Here is a 14,460-nt window from a genome sequence, read left to right as displayed (position 1 = left end):
CTACAGATGCTCCCGATTATCCGTATTCTGCTCCGCCCGGTCCCGGTAAAGCGCGGCGCGCCCCAGCAGCATCAAGGAAACCGGCGTCGTCACCGTCATGAAAATGCCGATGAAGATTTCGTGGAAGGCGAAGCGGTCGCCGGAGACGGAGAAATAGATGATCGAGGCCATGACGATGCCGCCGGTGCCCCAGCTGGTGCCGAGTGTGGGTGCGTGCAGGCGCTCATAGAAGCTGTTGAGCCTGGCGAAGCCGATGGTGCCGATCAGGGTCAGCGAGGCGCCGAGCAGCACGAAGAAGGCCACGGCAATGGCGGCCCAGAGGGGAAATTCGTGCGCCTCGCTCATTCGATCACCTCCCCGCGCATCAGGAATTTGGAAAGGGCGACGGTGGAGACGAAGCCGAGGATGGCGATCAGCAGCGATGCCTCGAAATAGATGTCGTTGCCGGTGCGCAGGCCGAAGGTCAGCAGAAGCAGCATGGCGTTGACATAGAGCGTATCCACGCCCAGCACGCGGTCCTGCGCGCGCGGGCCGATGGCGATGCGATAGACCGAGATCGCCATGGCGATGGCGAGCACGAACTGCGCCAGCGAAAAGGACCAGAAAAGGATAATCGAACTCATTCGAATATCTCCATCAGCAGTTTTTCATAACGGTTCTTGATGAGGCTTATCCAGGCCGCCTCATCCACATCGTCGAGAACGTGAAGCAGCAGCGTTCCCTGGCTGGAATTATATTCGAGCCATGCGCTTCCCGGCGTCGAGGTCAGGATCGTCGCCAGCACCGCAAGCGCCATCGGGTCGCGAATATCGAGCGGCACGGCCAGGAAGCCGGATTTGCGGTCTCTCTCGCGCTTGAACAGGATGATCTTCACGACCGAGAGATTGGACCTGACGATATCGTAAAGCACGATCAGGATCAGCTGCACCAGCCTGTGCCAGTTGCGGATGCGCGGCTTGGCGGGCCTGAGCGACGCCATCGCCCAGGAGGCGACAAGCGCAACACCGGTGCCGAGCAGCAGATGCCCCGGCGAAAAGCTGTTGATCGTCATCCAGAAGAAGATCAGCGAGATCGTCAGCAGCGGGTAGGGCAGGACACGGCTTATCATGGCTCTGCCTCCGGGTTGCTTCCCGCCCTCGGCGCGGAAATGACGCCCTGAATATAGCTCGCCGGCAGGTCGAGAATACGCGCCGTTTCCTGCATGTATCGCATCACCGGTCCCGCCTGCACGGTCATGGCAAGCGTCAGGCCGAGCAGCAGCATGACGGGGGCGATTTCGATGACGAGAACGCGGGGCACGGTGCCTTCGATGGAAGCCCAGAAGGTGCGGATGCCGGCGCGCGTCATCGAGATCAGCGAGGCGAAACCGGCAAAGACGATCAGGAAAACCAGCCACCAGGACAGTGTGGAAACGCTGTCATTGGCGCCGAGCCCGGAAGGGTTGAGAATGGCGGTCAGCATCGAGAATTTGGCGATGAAGCCCGAGAGCGGCGGCAGGCCGGCCAGAAGAATGCCGCAGGCGGCAAAACAGGCCCCGAGCACCGCCATGGTGGCGGGCATCGTCACGCCGACTTCCTCCTCCTCCTCTTCCTCGTCGCCCTCGCCATAGGCCTCCATGGTCACGGCAAGAACGTTCGCGCCGGCATCCTGCCCGCGTTCGACGAGTTCGATCAGCATGAAGAAGGCGCTGATGGTGAGGGTGGAGCTGACCATGTAATAAAGCGCGCCGGCCGCAACAGTCGGGTTGCCGGTGCCCATGGCGGCAAGCAGCGTTCCCGACGAGACGAGAACCGAAAAGCCGGCAAGCCGTCCGAGCGCCTGCGACGCCAGAACGCCGATGGCCCCGAAGATGATGGTGGCGATGCCGCCGACCAACAGCGCATCATGGCCGAAACCGGCCGATTCCCCGGCTGTCTGCCCGAAAAGCAGGAAGGACAGGCGGGCGATGACATAAATGCCGACCTTGCTCATGATGGCGAAGAGCCCGCCCACCGGGGCCGACGCCGCGCCATAGGCCGAGGGCAGCCAGAAATTCAGTGGCCACATGCCGGCCTTGACCAGAAAGGCGATGCCGAGGATGGCCGAGCCGGTTTCCAAGAGCATGCGCTGATCGGGGTTGAGCCCCTCGATGCGATGGGCGAGATCGCCCATGTTCAGCGTGCCGGTAACGCCATAGATGAGGCTGACGCCGATCAGGAAGAACAGGGCGGCGACGAGGTTGATGGCGATGTAATGCAGCCCGGCCTTGACGCGCTGCTGGCCCGAACCATGCAGCAGCAGACCGTAGGACGCGGCCAGCATCACTTCGAAGAAGACGAAGAGATTGAAGAGGTCGCCGGTCAGGAACGCGCCGTTGACGCCCATCAGCATCATCTGGAACAGCGAATGGAAATGCGCGCCCGACCTGTGCCACTTCGCCATCGAATAGATCAAGGACGGGATGGCAAGCAGCGTCGTCAGCAGCACCATCAGGCCCGAAAGACGGTCTGCGACGAGCACGATGCCGAAGGGCGCCGGCCAGTTGCCGAGCAGATAGACGCCGCTCGACACCACGGCGGCGATCTCGGTATTGACCGTCGAGTTCACCTCGCGGAACAGCAAGATGGCGACCACCAGCAACAGCACGGTCGAGGTGAGGCTGATGGCGGCTTTCGCCACACGCTGGCGCTCGTCGAAGAACAGCAGAAGGGCCGCGGTCATCAGCGGCAGAAGAATGGGCGCGATGACGATGTGGAAGGGGAACGACATCATTTCGTCTCCCTCCCGTCCACATGGTCGGTGCCGGTGAGGCCGCGGGCGGCGAGCAGCACGACGAGGAACAATGCGGTGGTGGCAAAGCCGATGACGATGGCCGTCAGCACCAGCGCCTGTGGCACGGGGTCGGCGAGCGTGGAGCTGTCGACGCCGTTCACCAGCACCGGCGGCGCATTGGTCTTGATGCCGCCGACGCCGAAGATGAAGAGGTTGACGGCGTAAGACAAAAGCGAAAGTCCGACGATGACCTGATAGGTGCGCGGGCGCAGCACCAGCCACACGCCGGAGCCGGTCATGATGCCGATGCCGATTGCGAGAATGAGTTCCATTACACGTCCTCCGCTTTTGCGGCGTCAGGCGTGCGAACGCGGTAGTTGCGCAACGATTGGTGTGCCAGTGCTATCAGGATAAGAACGGTGGAGCCGACCACCAGCGAGAAGACGCCGAGATCGAACAGCAGGGCGGATGCCGTCGGCATTTTGCCGATATAGGGTATCTCCGTATACTGGAAATAGGAGGTCAGGAACGGGTAGCCGAAATACCAGGAGCCGATACCCGTCGCCGCCGCCATCAAAAGACCGAAACCCATCCAGCGCAGCGGCAGGATGCGGATGCGGTCCTCCGCCCAGCGTGCGCCGCCGGCGAGATATTGCAGCAGGAAGCCGATGGCCATGGTGATGCCGGCCGCAAAGCCGCCGCCTGGCAGGTCGTGGCCGCGCATGAACAGGAAGATCGAGAAGGTGATGATAACAGGGAACATCCACTGCATCACGATGGACGGCACATAGAGATAGTCGCGAACCGTATCGCCATTGCTGCGGTCCGGCCGTTCGGCATCGAAGGCATTCTGCATCTGCTGCTGTTCCGGCACCCCGATGCTTTCATGGGCGGGGCGGAAACGGCGAAGCAGCGCAAAGACGGTGAGCGCGACGATGGCCAGCACCGCGATTTCCCCGAAGGTGTCGAAGCCGCGGAAATCGACCAGAATGACATTGACGACATTGGTGCCGCCACCTTCGGTATAGGCGCGCTCGAGGAAATAGGTCGCAATGGCGTTTGGCACCGGCAGCGTCATCACGGCATAGGCGATGACGGACATGCCGATACCGCTGCCTGCGGCGAGCAGGAAGTCGCGGGCGCGGCGAAGCTGCGCGGGCAGCTCATCGCTGCTATCGACCTTCTCGACGCGTTTCGGCAACCATCTGAGGCCGAGCAGGATGAGAACCGTGGTGACGATTTCCACCAGAAGCTGGGTGATCGCCAGATCCGGTGCGGAAAGCCAGACGAAGGTGAGGCAGGTAACGAGGCCCGAGACGCCGAGCATGACGAGCGCGGCGAGGCGATGATATTTCGCCTGCCAGGCCGCACCCATGGCCGCGATCATGCCGATCAGCCAAAGGATGGCGAAGATCGGGTCGAAGGTCGTGACGCGCGGCAGCGACAGGGAGAATTCCGAAAGGAAGAGAGGCGAGAAACCGGCGAGAAGCGCCACGAGGATAAGAAGCCTCAGCTGCGGCTGCAGACGCCGCGTGCCGAGCGTGCTTTCCAGCCACCGCGCCCATTTCCACGACACGGTGACGAGAATGCGCTCGAAGATGCGCTGTCCCCGCAAATGCCGGAAGACCGGCGGGCCGTCGTCGCAGCGCGAGAAATAACCGCCGAGCAGGACATAGATCGTAACGCCACCGATCAGCGCCGCGATACTCATGATCAGCGGCAGGTTGAAACCGTGCCAGATCGACAGGCTGTAGACCGGCGTTTGCGCACCCAGAACCGAAAGCACGGCCGAATGCAGGAACGGGCCGATGGAGAGGCTCGGAACGATGCCGACGATCAGGCAGGCGAAGACGAGGAATTCGATGGGGAAACGCATCCAGCGCGGCGGCTCGTGCGGATGCGGGTTTGGCAGATCGACGGGCTTGGGGCCGAAGAAGACCGTATGGATGAAGCGCAGCGAATAGGCGACGGCGAACGCGCCCGATAGCGTCGCGACATAGGGCAGCGCCCGGTCCAGGAGCGAGTCGGCATGGGTTTCGACGGCCTCGGCAAAGAACATCTCCTTGGAAAGGAAGCCGTTGAACAACGGTACGCCGGCCATGGCCGCACTCGCCGCCATGGCGAGCGTCGCGGTTGCCGGCATATAGGTATAAAGCCCGCTTAAGCGCCGCATGTCGCGCGTGCCCGTCTCATGGTCGATGATGCCGGCCGCCATGAAGAGCGATGCCTTGAAGGTGGCGTGGTTGACCATGTGGAAGATGGCCGCCACTGCCGCAAGCGGGCTGCCGAGGCTGAGCAGCGTGGTGATGAGGCCGAGATGGCTGATCGTCGAATAGGCCAGCAACCCCTTCAGATCCTGCTGGAACATGGCGAAATAAGCGCCGAGCAGCAGGGTTATGATGCCGGCCGCGCCCACCAGCCAGAACCATTCCGGCGTGCCCGCCAGCACTGGCCAGAACCGTGCAAGCAGGAAAACCCCGGCCTTCACCATGGTGGCTGAATGCAGATAGGCGGAAACAGGTGTGGGCGCCGCCATGGCGTTGGGCAGCCAGAAATGGAACGGAAACTGCGCGCTCTTGGTCAGCGCGCCGCCCAGAATGAGGATGAGCGCCGGTACATAGAGGGAATGGGCGCGGATGGCCGCACCGGCCTCGATGATCCTGTCGAGGTCATAGCTTCCCGCCATATGGCCGAGGATCAGCAGGCCGGCCAGCAGGCTGAAGCCGCCAATGCCGGTCACCGTCAGCGCCATGCGTGCGCCGTCGCGCGCACCGGCGTTCTGATGCCAGTAGCCGATCAGCAGGAACGAAAAGATGCTGGTCATTTCCCAGAAGATCGACAGCAGGATGACGTTGCCGGAGAGCACCACGCCGAGCATCGAGCCCATGAAGGCGAGCAGGAAGGCGAAGAAACGGGGGATCGGGTCTTCGGCCGACATATAATAACGCGCGTAGAGCACCACCAGCAGGCCAATGCCGGTAATGAGCATCGTGAAAATCCAGGCAAATCCGTCCAGCCGCAGCGTAAAGTTCAGGCCGAGCTGGGGCAGCCATTCCACATCATACTTAAGAACCGCGCCGCCGCTGACGCTCGTATAAAGAAAAATGCTGCTGACAAGGCCGAAAAGGGCGACTGCGCCCGCGACGGAGGCGGGACCGGCGGCCGCACCCTCGCGCGGCATGAAGGCCGTCAGAAGCGCGCCAACGAAGGGCAATGCGACAATGAATGGAAGAATGGTTGCAAGTGTCATATGCGGCGGCGGTTTTCTCTCTGGAATGGGAGCCTACGGCGGGTTTCCGACGACTCCGATCCCTCAAGGTTCGCAATGAACCGAATGATGAGGACCGCCGGAATGACTAATACATAATATGCGGAGGCGCGCGTGGAACCACGCTGGCAAAGTCTCGGGAAGCTTGTGGCACGATGGCAACAGCAGCGAGCGAGACGTCGGCATTGTCCCTGAGGCTGGGGGCGGGTGAGGCAAACGCGTCCAGGCGAAAGCCCGAGCCCGCATCGCCGGCCCTGCAGCCGAAATCATTGCCGCTATCGCAATCCTTTTCGCGAAGAGAAACGGAACGGCCCGGATCGACGCTCTGCAATCGTTCGAGACGGCTGGTTTTGGAAAGGGGCTTTACGCCGGCCGGCGCCTGAAAGCCGATCATGACGAGCAGGCTTGCGACCACGAGGCCGATCAACACTTGTGGATGGCGCCTTGAACTGCGGCCTTTCTCCATCCATGGCAAGTTGGCATCTCCTTGATCGTAAAGGTCTCTTTAAAGCATCACCGTTGAGCGAATATCCTGTTGATTTGTTTTAGGGGAAGCCGGACATGCTTGTCCAGCGCGCATGCGGGAAAAACCGCCCGCGGCGTCCGATTCCTTTTCGTTTTTGCCCGTTTGCGGCAAAGTGAGGGCGGCATTGGCTAAAAGCTTTTACAAATTTTACCGTTTGACGCCGACGCCTGTGTTTCTTAACTTTCAAGCAAGGAATTAACCATAAAGATTGATGGTATTTCCACGGCGGAATGGGGTTCTCTCCCCTTCCAGGCATGACGCCGCACTGCCGTACCGGGGCCGATCCGGTATTTTCGTTTCTTGGTTCAAGAAGGTCTGGCAAGCGTCGATGCCGCATCGTCCGCGATGGGTATGTTCGTTCAAAAATCCCCTTAGGGTGCTGGCGTTCTGAACCTTGGCCAATTTGGCCGGGTTTTACCGGCCGTCATGTTGTTGGGGACGTCGGTTGGGGCAGGATTTGCCATCAGATCAAGCGCGCAGATCGGCAGGCGGAAGCCTGGCGGGACGGTTGCGTTTTGCCGGCCTCGACGAGACGCAATCCGATTTCCTGCGCAGCTATCGCAGCATGCTGGAGCCTTACGTCAAGGCCGGCCTGCGGGACGTGATGACCCGTTTCCAGTCCATGCCGGACTGTTCTCCGTCTTTCGAAAGTGAAAACCAGCTCGACCGCCTGCACGATCTGCAATCCTCGCACTGGAGCGTTCTGACCGACGCGCGTTTCGATGCGCTTTACGCCGAGCGGGTAAAGGTTCTTTCCGACAATGCCAGCCGCATGGGTCTCGATCCGCGCTGGCAGATCGCCAGCCATGCGGTGGTTCTGGAACATCTCGTCGGCGGGCTGGTGGCCGAGCATGCGCCGCGCTCCATCCTGCCCGGCAACCGCAAGAAAACCCGTGAACTGGCGGAAGCCGTCAAGAATGTCGTCCGTCTGGTGATGGTCGATACCGAGATCGCCGTCTCGCTGCGCTTCAACGAATTGCGCCTGCGCCATGGCCGCGAACTGGCGGAACAGCGCGACAGTGACCGCTCCGAAGCGGCGAAGTTGCTGGGCACGGCATTGACGGCTTTTGCCGCAGGCGATTTGCAGGCCCGCATCGGCGGCGAAGTGCCGGAAGCCTATCGCGATGTTGCGGCTTCCTTCAACACGGCTCTGGAAACGATTGGCGCATCGCTGATCGCGGCGCAAAACAGCATCGGCGAGGCCGAGGCGCTCGGCGCGCGCTTTGCCGATATGGGCCGCTCCATGGCCGAGCGCTCCCGCCAGCAGGCTGAAGCCCTTGCCGAAACCTCCCGCGCCATCCAGACGATGATCGGGAACGTTGCTGAAAACGGCGCCCGCATATCGGCCACGGAAACGGCTGTTTCCCGCGCCCGCGAGGCGGCGGTCGAAAGCGGTAAGGCGATCGGCGAGGCGATTGACGCCATGTCGGACATCGAACAATCCGCCGAACAGATCGGCAGGATCATCGGCACGATTGACGAGATTGCTTTTCAAACGAACCTTCTCGCCCTCAATGCCGGCATCGAGGCGGCGCGCGCGGGTGAAAGCGGACGTGGTTTCGCGGTCGTCGCGCAGGAAGTCCGGGCGCTCGCCCAGCGTTCCGCCGACGCTGCAAGGGAAATCAAGAGCCTTGTCGGCACCACCAAGACGCAGGTCGAGGGCGGTGTGCGGATGGTCAACCGCACGCAGGACGCAATCGGTGGCGTCGTCCGGCAGGTCTCGGGCATCAACGACATGATCGCGGAAGTCTCCCGGCATACGGCCGAGCAGGCCGGCGAACTGCAATCGGTTGCCGCCGATATCGGCGAGCAGCAAAGGCAGGCAGGCCGGAACGCCGTCGATATCAGCGCGAGCGCCTCCGAGGCCGACGCGCTTCAAACCGTCATCCTCGAACTCGGCCGCACCATCCGCGAATTCCGCATCGCCCGTCAGGGACAGGCGAGAGCGGCGTCCGGTGCGGACCGGCAGGACACTTCATTTATGGCCCGTGCGGATAATCGCACGGATTACGGCCAGGATTACCAACAATTCAGACGTCAGGGAGTCATGTAATGGCAGCCAGAAAAGCAGCTGAGGCGACGCTGAAACTGTCACCGGTGCTGGATCTCAACGAAGCATCGGCCCTGCACGGCAAGCTGATGACGCTGAGGGGAGCACCTTTGTCGGTAGATGCGTCCGAGGTGGAGCGCATCGGTGCGCTTTGCGCCCAGGTCCTCATGGCCGGCGCGAAATCCTGGGAAGAGGACGGCAAGCGCTTCGGTTTTGCCAGGGTGTCCGATGCATTCGACAAGACGATGAAACTGATAGGCGTCGATATTGACCATTTGCTCCCCAAGGAGATGCAAAAGTGAAGAAAAAAGTTCTTACCGTGGATGATTCCCGGACGATCAGGAACATGCTCCTGGTCACGCTCAACAATGCCGGTTTCGAAACCATTCAGGCTGAAGACGGCATTGAGGGCCTCGAAGTGCTCGAGCAGAGCAACCCCGATGTTATCGTGACGGACATCAACATGCCCCGTCTCGACGGTTTCGGCTTCATCGAGGGTGTACGGCGCAACGAGAAGTATCGGGCTATCCCGATCCTCGTTCTGACGACCGAAAGCGACGCAGAAAAGAAGAACCGCGCCCGTCAGGCCGGTGCGACGGGCTGGATCGTCAAGCCGTTCGACCCTGCGAAACTCATCGATGCCATTGAACGCGTAACCGCCTGATACGGGACATTTCACGATGGATATGAACGAAATCAAGGAAATCTTTTTCCAGGAATGCGAGGAGCAACTCGCTGAACTGGAATCGGGGCTTCTTAAATTGAATGACGGCGACCGCGATCCGGAAACCGTCAACGCCGTTTTCCGTGCCGTTCATTCCATCAAGGGCGGGGCGGGTGCCTTCGGTCTCGATGATCTCGTGGCCTTCGCCCACGTTTTTGAAACGACCCTCGACTGCGTCCGCTCCAACAAGCTGGAGCCGACACAGGATGTTCTGAAAGTCATGCTGCGCTCCGCCGACGTGCTGGCGGACCTGACCAATGCGGCCAGAGACGGCGGCAGCGTCGATGAAAGCCGCACCCGCGGCCTCGTCAAGGAGCTGGAAGCGCTGGCAAACGGCGAAACCGTGCAGGTTTCCGCGCCCGTGGCAGCGCCGGCCGCCGTCAAGGCGCCGCAACCCGTCGCCCCCAAGCCGACGGATGAGAGCGGCTTCGAGCCGATCCCGTTCTCCTTCACGGACTTTGCCGACGAAACCACGCCGTTGATGGAAGCGCCGTCCTTCCAGATCACCTTCAAGCCGCACGCGTCGCTTTATTCGAAAGGCAACGAGGCCGCCCTTCTCCTGCGCGATCTTTCGCGCATAGGCGAAATGAGCATCAATTGCGACATGTCGGAGCTGCCTTCTCTGGACAAGCTCGATCCCGAAGCATCCTATCTTTCCTGGACGGTTTCGATTGCGACCGACAAGGGCGAAGAGGGCATCCGCAGCGTCTTCGAATTTGCCGAATGGGATTGCGATCTCGAAATCGTGCCGGTTGTTTCGGATGCCGCAGACGACGCGGAAGAGCTTCCGATGATCCCGGTGCCGTTCGATCTTTCGGCCCTCGATAGCGGACCGGAAGAGCAGCCCGCTGTTGAAATCGCCCCGGCTGAAGCCTCCTACGTTGCCGCAGCGGTCGAAACGGCCGTTGCGACAACGCAGATCGCCCAGAGCGTCAATGCGGCAATCGAAAAGCGTGAAGCGGCGGCAGCGCCTGCCGCAGCCCAGGCGAATGCCAATGCAGCGGCCAATGCCAGCGCCGGCCAGACCATCCGCGTCGACCTCGACCGTGTCGACCGCCTGATCAACCTCGTCGGCGAACTCGTCATCAATCAGGCGATGCTGTCGCAGAGCGTCATCGAAAACGATGCGAGCGGCACCTCCGCCGTCAATATGGGTCTGGACGAACTACAGCAGCTGACGCGCGAAATTCAGGACAGCGTCATGGCGATCCGCGCGCAGCCGGTGAAGCCCGTCTTCCAGCGCATGTCGCGTATCGTCCGCGAAGTCGCAGACATGATCGGCAAGCAGATCCGCCTCGTCACCGAAGGTGAAAACACGGAAGTCGACAAGACGGTCATCGACAAGCTGGCCGAACCGCTGACGCATATGATCCGCAATGCCGTCGACCACGGCATCGAAACGCCGGAAAAGCGCGAAGCGGCGGGCAAGAACCCGGAAGGCACCATCAAGCTTTCGGCCAAGCACCGTTCGGGCCGCATCCTGATCGAGCTTCAGGACGATGGCGCGGGCATCAACCGCGAGCGCGTTCGCCAGAAGGCAATCGACAACGACCTCATCGCCGCCGACGCGAACCTGACGGATGAAGAGATCGACAATCTGATCTTCGCTCCGGGCTTCTCCACCGCCGACAAGATTTCCGACATTTCCGGCCGCGGCGTCGGCATGGATGTGGTCAAGCGCTCCATTCAGGCGCTTGGCGGTCGCATCAGCATCTCCTCGCGCCCCGGCCATGGCTCGACCTTCACCATGAGCCTGCCGCTGACGCTTGCCGTTCTCGACGGCATGGTGGTGACCGTTGCCGGCCAGACGCTGGTGGTGCCGCTGACGGCAATCGTGGAGACCCTGCAGCCGGAAGCGAAGAACATTCATTCCTTCGGCGCGAACCAGCGGCTGATCTCCATCCGCAACTCCTTCTGCCCGCTGGTCGATGTCGGCCGCGTGCTGAACTTCCGCCCGACCCAGGCCGATCCGGTCGAAGGTGTCGCGCTTCTGGTGGAATCGGAAGGCGGTGGCCAGCGCGCCCTGATGGTCGACGCGATCCAGGGCCAGCGTCAGGTTGTCATCAAGTCGTTGGAAGCCAACTATACCCATGTTCCGGGCATTGCCGCCGCCACCATCCTCGGTGACGGCCGTGTCGCGCTCATCCTGGATGTCGATGCCATCGTCAGCGCCTCGCGCGGACAGCCCCTGAAGCAGGAAATGTCGCTCGCGGCGACAGGTTGAAAGCGGATCATCCATGGCAGCACTTAATTTCAGCGACCAGCGCCAGTCTCCCGACGAGGTTCTTGCCAGCGGCGAATATCCGCTGACGAGACGCGACCTTTCGGAAATCGCGGCGATGATCTATGCCGATGCGGGCATCTATCTCAACGACACCAAGGCGTCGCTGGTCTATTCCCGACTGTCGAAGCATATCCGCAACCTCGGCCTGTCGGGTTTCCGCGAATATTGCGCATTGGTGTCCTCGCCGGATGGCGCGCAGGCGCGTCGTGAAATGCTGTCGCATCTGACGACGAATTTCACCCGTTTCTTCCGCGAGAACCACCATTTCGAACATCTGCGGGACGAGGTCCTGCCGGGTCTTATCACGCGGGCGAAGAGCGGCGGTCGTGTCCGCATCTGGTCGGCTGCCTGTTCGGATGGGCAGGAGCCCTATTCCATCGCGCTCACCGTGCTCGCCATGTTCCCGAATGCGGCGGATTACGATTTCAAAATCCTGGCGACGGATATCGACCCCAAGATTCTGGCGCAGGCCCGGGCAGGGGTCTATGACGACAATGCGCTCGAAACCGTATCTCCGGCCATGCGCAAGCAATGGTTCACGGAAGTCGACGCCGGCGGTCGCCGCAAGTTCCGCATCGACGACAAGGTCAAGCGTCTCATCACCTTCAACGAGTTGAACCTGATGACGCAATGGCCCTTCAAGGGCAATTTCGACGTGATCTTCTGCCGCAACGTCGTCATCTATTTCGACGAGCCGACGCAGATGCGCATCTGGTCGCGTTTTGCCGGGCTGCTGCCGGAAGGCGGTCATCTTTATATCGGGCATTCCGAACGCGTCTCCGGTGACGCCAAGAACCTGTTCGACAATACGGGCATCACCACCTACCGCTTCACTGGCCACGCTTCGGGGAGGAAGGCATGAGCGCACTCGCACGGGTACTCGTCGTCGATGATTCGCCCACCATGCGCGGCCTGATTTCGGCTGTCCTCAAGGCCGATCCGGAAGTCGAGGTGGTCGGGCAGGCCGGCAACGCCATGGAAGCACGCGCGGCCATTAAGCAGCTCAATCCCGATGTCGTGACGCTCGACATCGAGATGCCGGAAATGAACGGGCTGGAATTTCTCGAAAAGATCATGCGCCTGCGGCCCATGCCGGTCATCATGGTCTCGTCGCTGACCCATCGCGGCGCGGATGCTTCGCTTGCCGCGCTTGAAATCGGCGCCTTCGACTGTGTCGGCAAGCCGGCTCCGGGCGATGCACGCCCCTTCGGCGATCTGGCCGACAAGGTGAAGGCCGCCGCCCGCTCGCAACATGCCGCCTACCGTGCGGCGCGCCCGGAAGCCGCAGCCGCGCCGCAGCCGGTCCCGGTCAGTGAATATCGCGCTGGGCGCAAGGTCGTGGCCATCGGTTCCTCCACCGGCGGTGTCGAAGCGTTGATCGCCGTGCTGCAGAAATTCCCGGCCAATTGCCCGCCGACCGTCATCACCCAGCACATGCCGCCGACCTTCACCAAGAGTTTTGCCGAACGGCTGAACCGCATCTGCGCCCCCGTGGTGGAAGAGGCGACGGACGGTGCGCGTCTGCAGACCGGCAAGATCTATCTTGCGCCGGGCGGCGAGCGCCATTTGCAGATCGCCAACCGGTCCGCACCCTGCTGCCGGCTTGTCGAACGCGATCCCGTCAACGGCCACCGGCCCTCCGTCGATGTGCTGTTCGATTCGGTGGCCGAGCTTGCCGGCCGTAACGCCGTCGGCGTCATTCTCACCGGCATGGGCCGCGATGGCGCAGCCGGGCTGTTGAAAATGCGTCATGCCGGTGCGCGCACCGTCGGTCAGAACGAAAAAACATGTGTCGTCTACGGCATGCCCCGCGTGGCCTATGAACTTGGCGCCGTGGAACAGCAACTCCCGCTGGCCTCCATCGGCGAAGAAATCCTGAAACTAACCACTGCCCGCAAAGAAGGTGCTGACTAATGTCTCTCGCAGAAAAGATCAAAGTTCTGATCGTCGACGATCAGGTGACCAGCCGGCTGCTGCTCAGCGATGCGCTGACACAGCTCGGCTTCAAGCAGATCACCGCCGCCGGTGACGGCGAGCAGGGAATGAAGATCATGGAGCAGCAGCCCCATCATCTCGTCATTTCCGATTTCAACATGCCGAAGATGGACGGTCTCGGTTTCCTGCACGCCGTCAGGGCCAACCCGACCACCAAGAAGGCCGCCTTCATCATCCTCACCGCGCAGGGTGACCGCGCGCTGGTGCAGAAGGCAGCCCAGCTCGGCGCCAACAACGTGCTGGCCAAGCCCTTCACGATCGACAAAATGCGCGCTGCCATCGAGGCGGTTTTCGGATCGCTGAAATGATTGAAGCTGCGGCCAAGCGCGTACATATCATTCAGGGCGAGTACAAGGTCGTCAGCGATCCCGATGTGGTGCTGACGACGATACTCGGTTCGTGCGTGGCCGCCTGTCTGAGAGACCCCGTTGCCGGCTTAGGGGGCATGAATCACTTCCTGCTGCCGGGAACGGGCAATGTGACCGGCGGAGATGCCACGCGTTACGGCGTGCATCTCATGGAGCTCCTGATCAACGGGCTCCTGAAGCAGGGGGCGCGGCGCGACCGGCTGGAAGCGAAGGTTTTCGGCGGCGCAAAGACGATTGCCAGCTTCTCCAACGTCGGCGAGCAGAATGCCATCTTCGCCATGCAGTTTCTGAAGGATGAAGGTATTCCGGTCTTAAGCTCCTCCACAGGCGGGGACCACGGCCGAAAGATCGAATTCTGGCCGGTCTCCGGGCGCGCGCGTCAGCACCCGCTCAGCGGCGCGGAAACCCAGAAGACGGTTGCCATGGAAACGCGTCCGGTGCCGGCCCCCAAGCCAGTCGCCAACGACATCGAATTTTTCTAGTCACGGAGTTTC

Annotated in this window: 15 protein-coding genes; 8 read left to right on the top strand and 7 right to left on the bottom strand. The window is 61.7% G+C overall.

Going from position 1 to position 14,460, the window contains the following annotated elements:
- The 7 genes from mnhG to EM858_RS08220 all read right to left on the bottom strand — a co-directional run bounded on the left by mnhG (position 1) and on the right by EM858_RS08220 (position 6,485).
- Positions 1–345 carry a monovalent cation/H(+) antiporter subunit G gene (gene mnhG / locus EM858_RS08250; protein WP_003522773.1) on the bottom strand — a complete coding sequence of 115 codons (345 nt, stop codon included), beginning with the start codon at positions 343–345 and terminating at the stop codon, positions 1–3.
- On the bottom strand, positions 342–623 hold the full coding sequence (locus EM858_RS08245; protein WP_127756385.1) for a K+/H+ antiporter subunit F: 282 nt from the start codon (positions 621–623) through the stop codon (positions 342–344). The genes mnhG and EM858_RS08245 overlap by 4 nt, the downstream gene beginning before the upstream one ends.
- Positions 620–1,108, bottom strand: a complete 489-nt coding sequence (locus EM858_RS08240) for a Na+/H+ antiporter subunit E (RefSeq protein ID WP_003522771.1) — start codon at positions 1,106–1,108, stop codon at positions 620–622. Before EM858_RS08240 ends, EM858_RS08245 begins: the two co-directional genes overlap by 4 nt.
- On the bottom strand, positions 1,105–2,751 hold the full coding sequence (locus tag EM858_RS08235) for a monovalent cation/H+ antiporter subunit D (protein WP_164865360.1): 1,647 nt from the start codon (positions 2,749–2,751) through the stop codon (positions 1,105–1,107). The genes EM858_RS08240 and EM858_RS08235 overlap by 4 nt, the downstream gene beginning before the upstream one ends.
- Positions 2,748–3,083, bottom strand: coding sequence for a Na+/H+ antiporter subunit C (locus tag EM858_RS08230; protein ID WP_020810384.1), 336 nt, complete (start codon positions 3,081–3,083; stop codon positions 2,748–2,750). The genes EM858_RS08235 and EM858_RS08230 overlap by 4 nt, the downstream gene beginning before the upstream one ends.
- Positions 3,083–6,001 carry a monovalent cation/H+ antiporter subunit A gene (locus tag EM858_RS08225; protein ID WP_127756384.1) on the bottom strand — a complete coding sequence of 973 codons (2,919 nt, stop codon included), beginning with the start codon at positions 5,999–6,001 and terminating at the stop codon, positions 3,083–3,085. The genes EM858_RS08230 and EM858_RS08225 overlap by 1 nt, the downstream gene beginning before the upstream one ends.
- A gap of 106 nt (positions 6,002–6,107) precedes the next feature.
- On the bottom strand, positions 6,108–6,485 hold the full coding sequence (locus tag EM858_RS08220; protein WP_127756383.1) for a hypothetical protein: 378 nt from the start codon (positions 6,483–6,485) through the stop codon (positions 6,108–6,110).
- Positions 6,486–6,939: 454 nt separating this feature from the next.
- Between EM858_RS08220 and EM858_RS08215 the strand changes: the two genes are divergently transcribed.
- Genes EM858_RS08215 through cheD form a run of 8 tightly spaced genes read left to right on the top strand, consistent with a single transcriptional unit; the run spans position 6,940 to position 14,448 of the window.
- Positions 6,940–8,598, top strand: coding sequence for a globin-coupled sensor protein (locus tag EM858_RS08215; protein WP_323131199.1), 1,659 nt, complete (start codon positions 6,940–6,942; stop codon positions 8,596–8,598).
- Positions 8,598–8,897, top strand: a complete 300-nt coding sequence (locus tag EM858_RS08210) for an STAS domain-containing protein (RefSeq protein WP_003522766.1) — start codon at positions 8,598–8,600, stop codon at positions 8,895–8,897. The genes EM858_RS08215 and EM858_RS08210 overlap by 1 nt, the downstream gene beginning before the upstream one ends.
- Positions 8,894–9,259, top strand: a complete 366-nt coding sequence (gene cheY1 / locus EM858_RS08205) for a chemotaxis response regulator CheY1 (protein ID WP_003493773.1) — start codon at positions 8,894–8,896, stop codon at positions 9,257–9,259. The genes EM858_RS08210 and cheY1 overlap by 4 nt, the downstream gene beginning before the upstream one ends.
- 16 nt (positions 9,260–9,275) lie before the next feature.
- On the top strand, positions 9,276–11,543 hold the full coding sequence (locus EM858_RS08200) for a chemotaxis protein CheA (protein WP_127756381.1): 2,268 nt from the start codon (positions 9,276–9,278) through the stop codon (positions 11,541–11,543).
- Positions 11,544–11,556: 13 nt separating this feature from the next.
- Entirely contained in the window at positions 11,557–12,465 is a 909-nt protein-coding gene (gene cheR / locus EM858_RS08195; RefSeq protein WP_127756380.1) for a protein-glutamate O-methyltransferase CheR, read from the top strand.
- Positions 12,462–13,517 (top strand): protein-glutamate O-methylesterase CheB, encoded by a 1,056-nt coding sequence (cheB, locus tag EM858_RS08190; RefSeq protein WP_003522763.1) that lies wholly within the window; start codon positions 12,462–12,464, stop codon positions 13,515–13,517. The genes cheR and cheB overlap by 4 nt, the downstream gene beginning before the upstream one ends.
- Positions 13,517–13,906 (top strand): chemotaxis response regulator CheY2, encoded by a 390-nt coding sequence (gene cheY2 / locus EM858_RS08185; RefSeq protein ID WP_003503467.1) that lies wholly within the window; start codon positions 13,517–13,519, stop codon positions 13,904–13,906. The genes cheB and cheY2 overlap by 1 nt, the downstream gene beginning before the upstream one ends.
- Positions 13,903–14,448: a chemoreceptor glutamine deamidase CheD gene (gene cheD, locus EM858_RS08180; RefSeq protein ID WP_003522762.1), complete on the top strand. Its 546-nt coding sequence runs from the start codon at positions 13,903–13,905 to the stop codon at positions 14,446–14,448. Before cheY2 ends, cheD begins: the two co-directional genes overlap by 4 nt.
- The last annotated feature ends 12 nt before the right edge of the window (positions 14,449–14,460 follow it).

The organism is Agrobacterium sp. CNPSo 2736 (assembly GCF_004005385.1).
Taxonomy (GTDB): domain Bacteria; phylum Pseudomonadota; class Alphaproteobacteria; order Rhizobiales; family Rhizobiaceae; genus Agrobacterium; species Agrobacterium leguminum.
This window is presented reverse-complemented; position numbering and strand designations above follow the sequence as displayed.

What these genes read in the sequence shown, in the direction of transcription:
- mnhG (WP_003522773.1), bottom strand. Translation starts at nt 345, where the DNA reads ATGAGCGAGGCGCACGAATTTCCCCTCTGGGCCGCCATTGCCGTGGCC.
- EM858_RS08245 (WP_127756385.1), bottom strand. Translation starts at nt 623, where the DNA reads ATGAGTTCGATTATCCTTTTCTGGTCCTTTTCGCTGGCGCAGTTCGTG.
- EM858_RS08240 (WP_003522771.1), bottom strand. Translation starts at nt 1,108, where the DNA reads ATGATAAGCCGTGTCCTGCCCTACCCGCTGCTGACGATCTCGCTGATC.
- EM858_RS08235 (WP_164865360.1), bottom strand. Translation starts at nt 2,751, where the DNA reads ATGATGTCGTTCCCCTTCCACATCGTCATCGCGCCCATTCTTCTGCCG.
- EM858_RS08230 (WP_020810384.1), bottom strand. Translation starts at nt 3,083, where the DNA reads ATGGAACTCATTCTCGCAATCGGCATCGGCATCATGACCGGCTCCGGC.
- EM858_RS08225 (WP_127756384.1), bottom strand. Translation starts at nt 6,001, where the DNA reads ATGACACTTGCAACCATTCTTCCATTCATTGTCGCATTGCCCTTCGTT.
- EM858_RS08220 (WP_127756383.1), bottom strand. Translation starts at nt 6,485, where the DNA reads ATGGAGAAAGGCCGCAGTTCAAGGCGCCATCCACAAGTGTTGATCGGC.
- EM858_RS08210 (WP_003522766.1), top strand. Translation starts at nt 8,598, where the DNA reads ATGGCAGCCAGAAAAGCAGCTGAGGCGACGCTGAAACTGTCACCGGTG.
- EM858_RS08200 (WP_127756381.1), top strand. Translation starts at nt 9,276, where the DNA reads ATGGATATGAACGAAATCAAGGAAATCTTTTTCCAGGAATGCGAGGAG.
- cheR (WP_127756380.1), top strand. Translation starts at nt 11,557, where the DNA reads ATGGCAGCACTTAATTTCAGCGACCAGCGCCAGTCTCCCGACGAGGTT.
- cheB (WP_003522763.1), top strand. Translation starts at nt 12,462, where the DNA reads ATGAGCGCACTCGCACGGGTACTCGTCGTCGATGATTCGCCCACCATG.
- cheY2 (WP_003503467.1), top strand. Translation starts at nt 13,517, where the DNA reads ATGTCTCTCGCAGAAAAGATCAAAGTTCTGATCGTCGACGATCAGGTG.
- cheD (WP_003522762.1), top strand. Translation starts at nt 13,903, where the DNA reads ATGATTGAAGCTGCGGCCAAGCGCGTACATATCATTCAGGGCGAGTAC.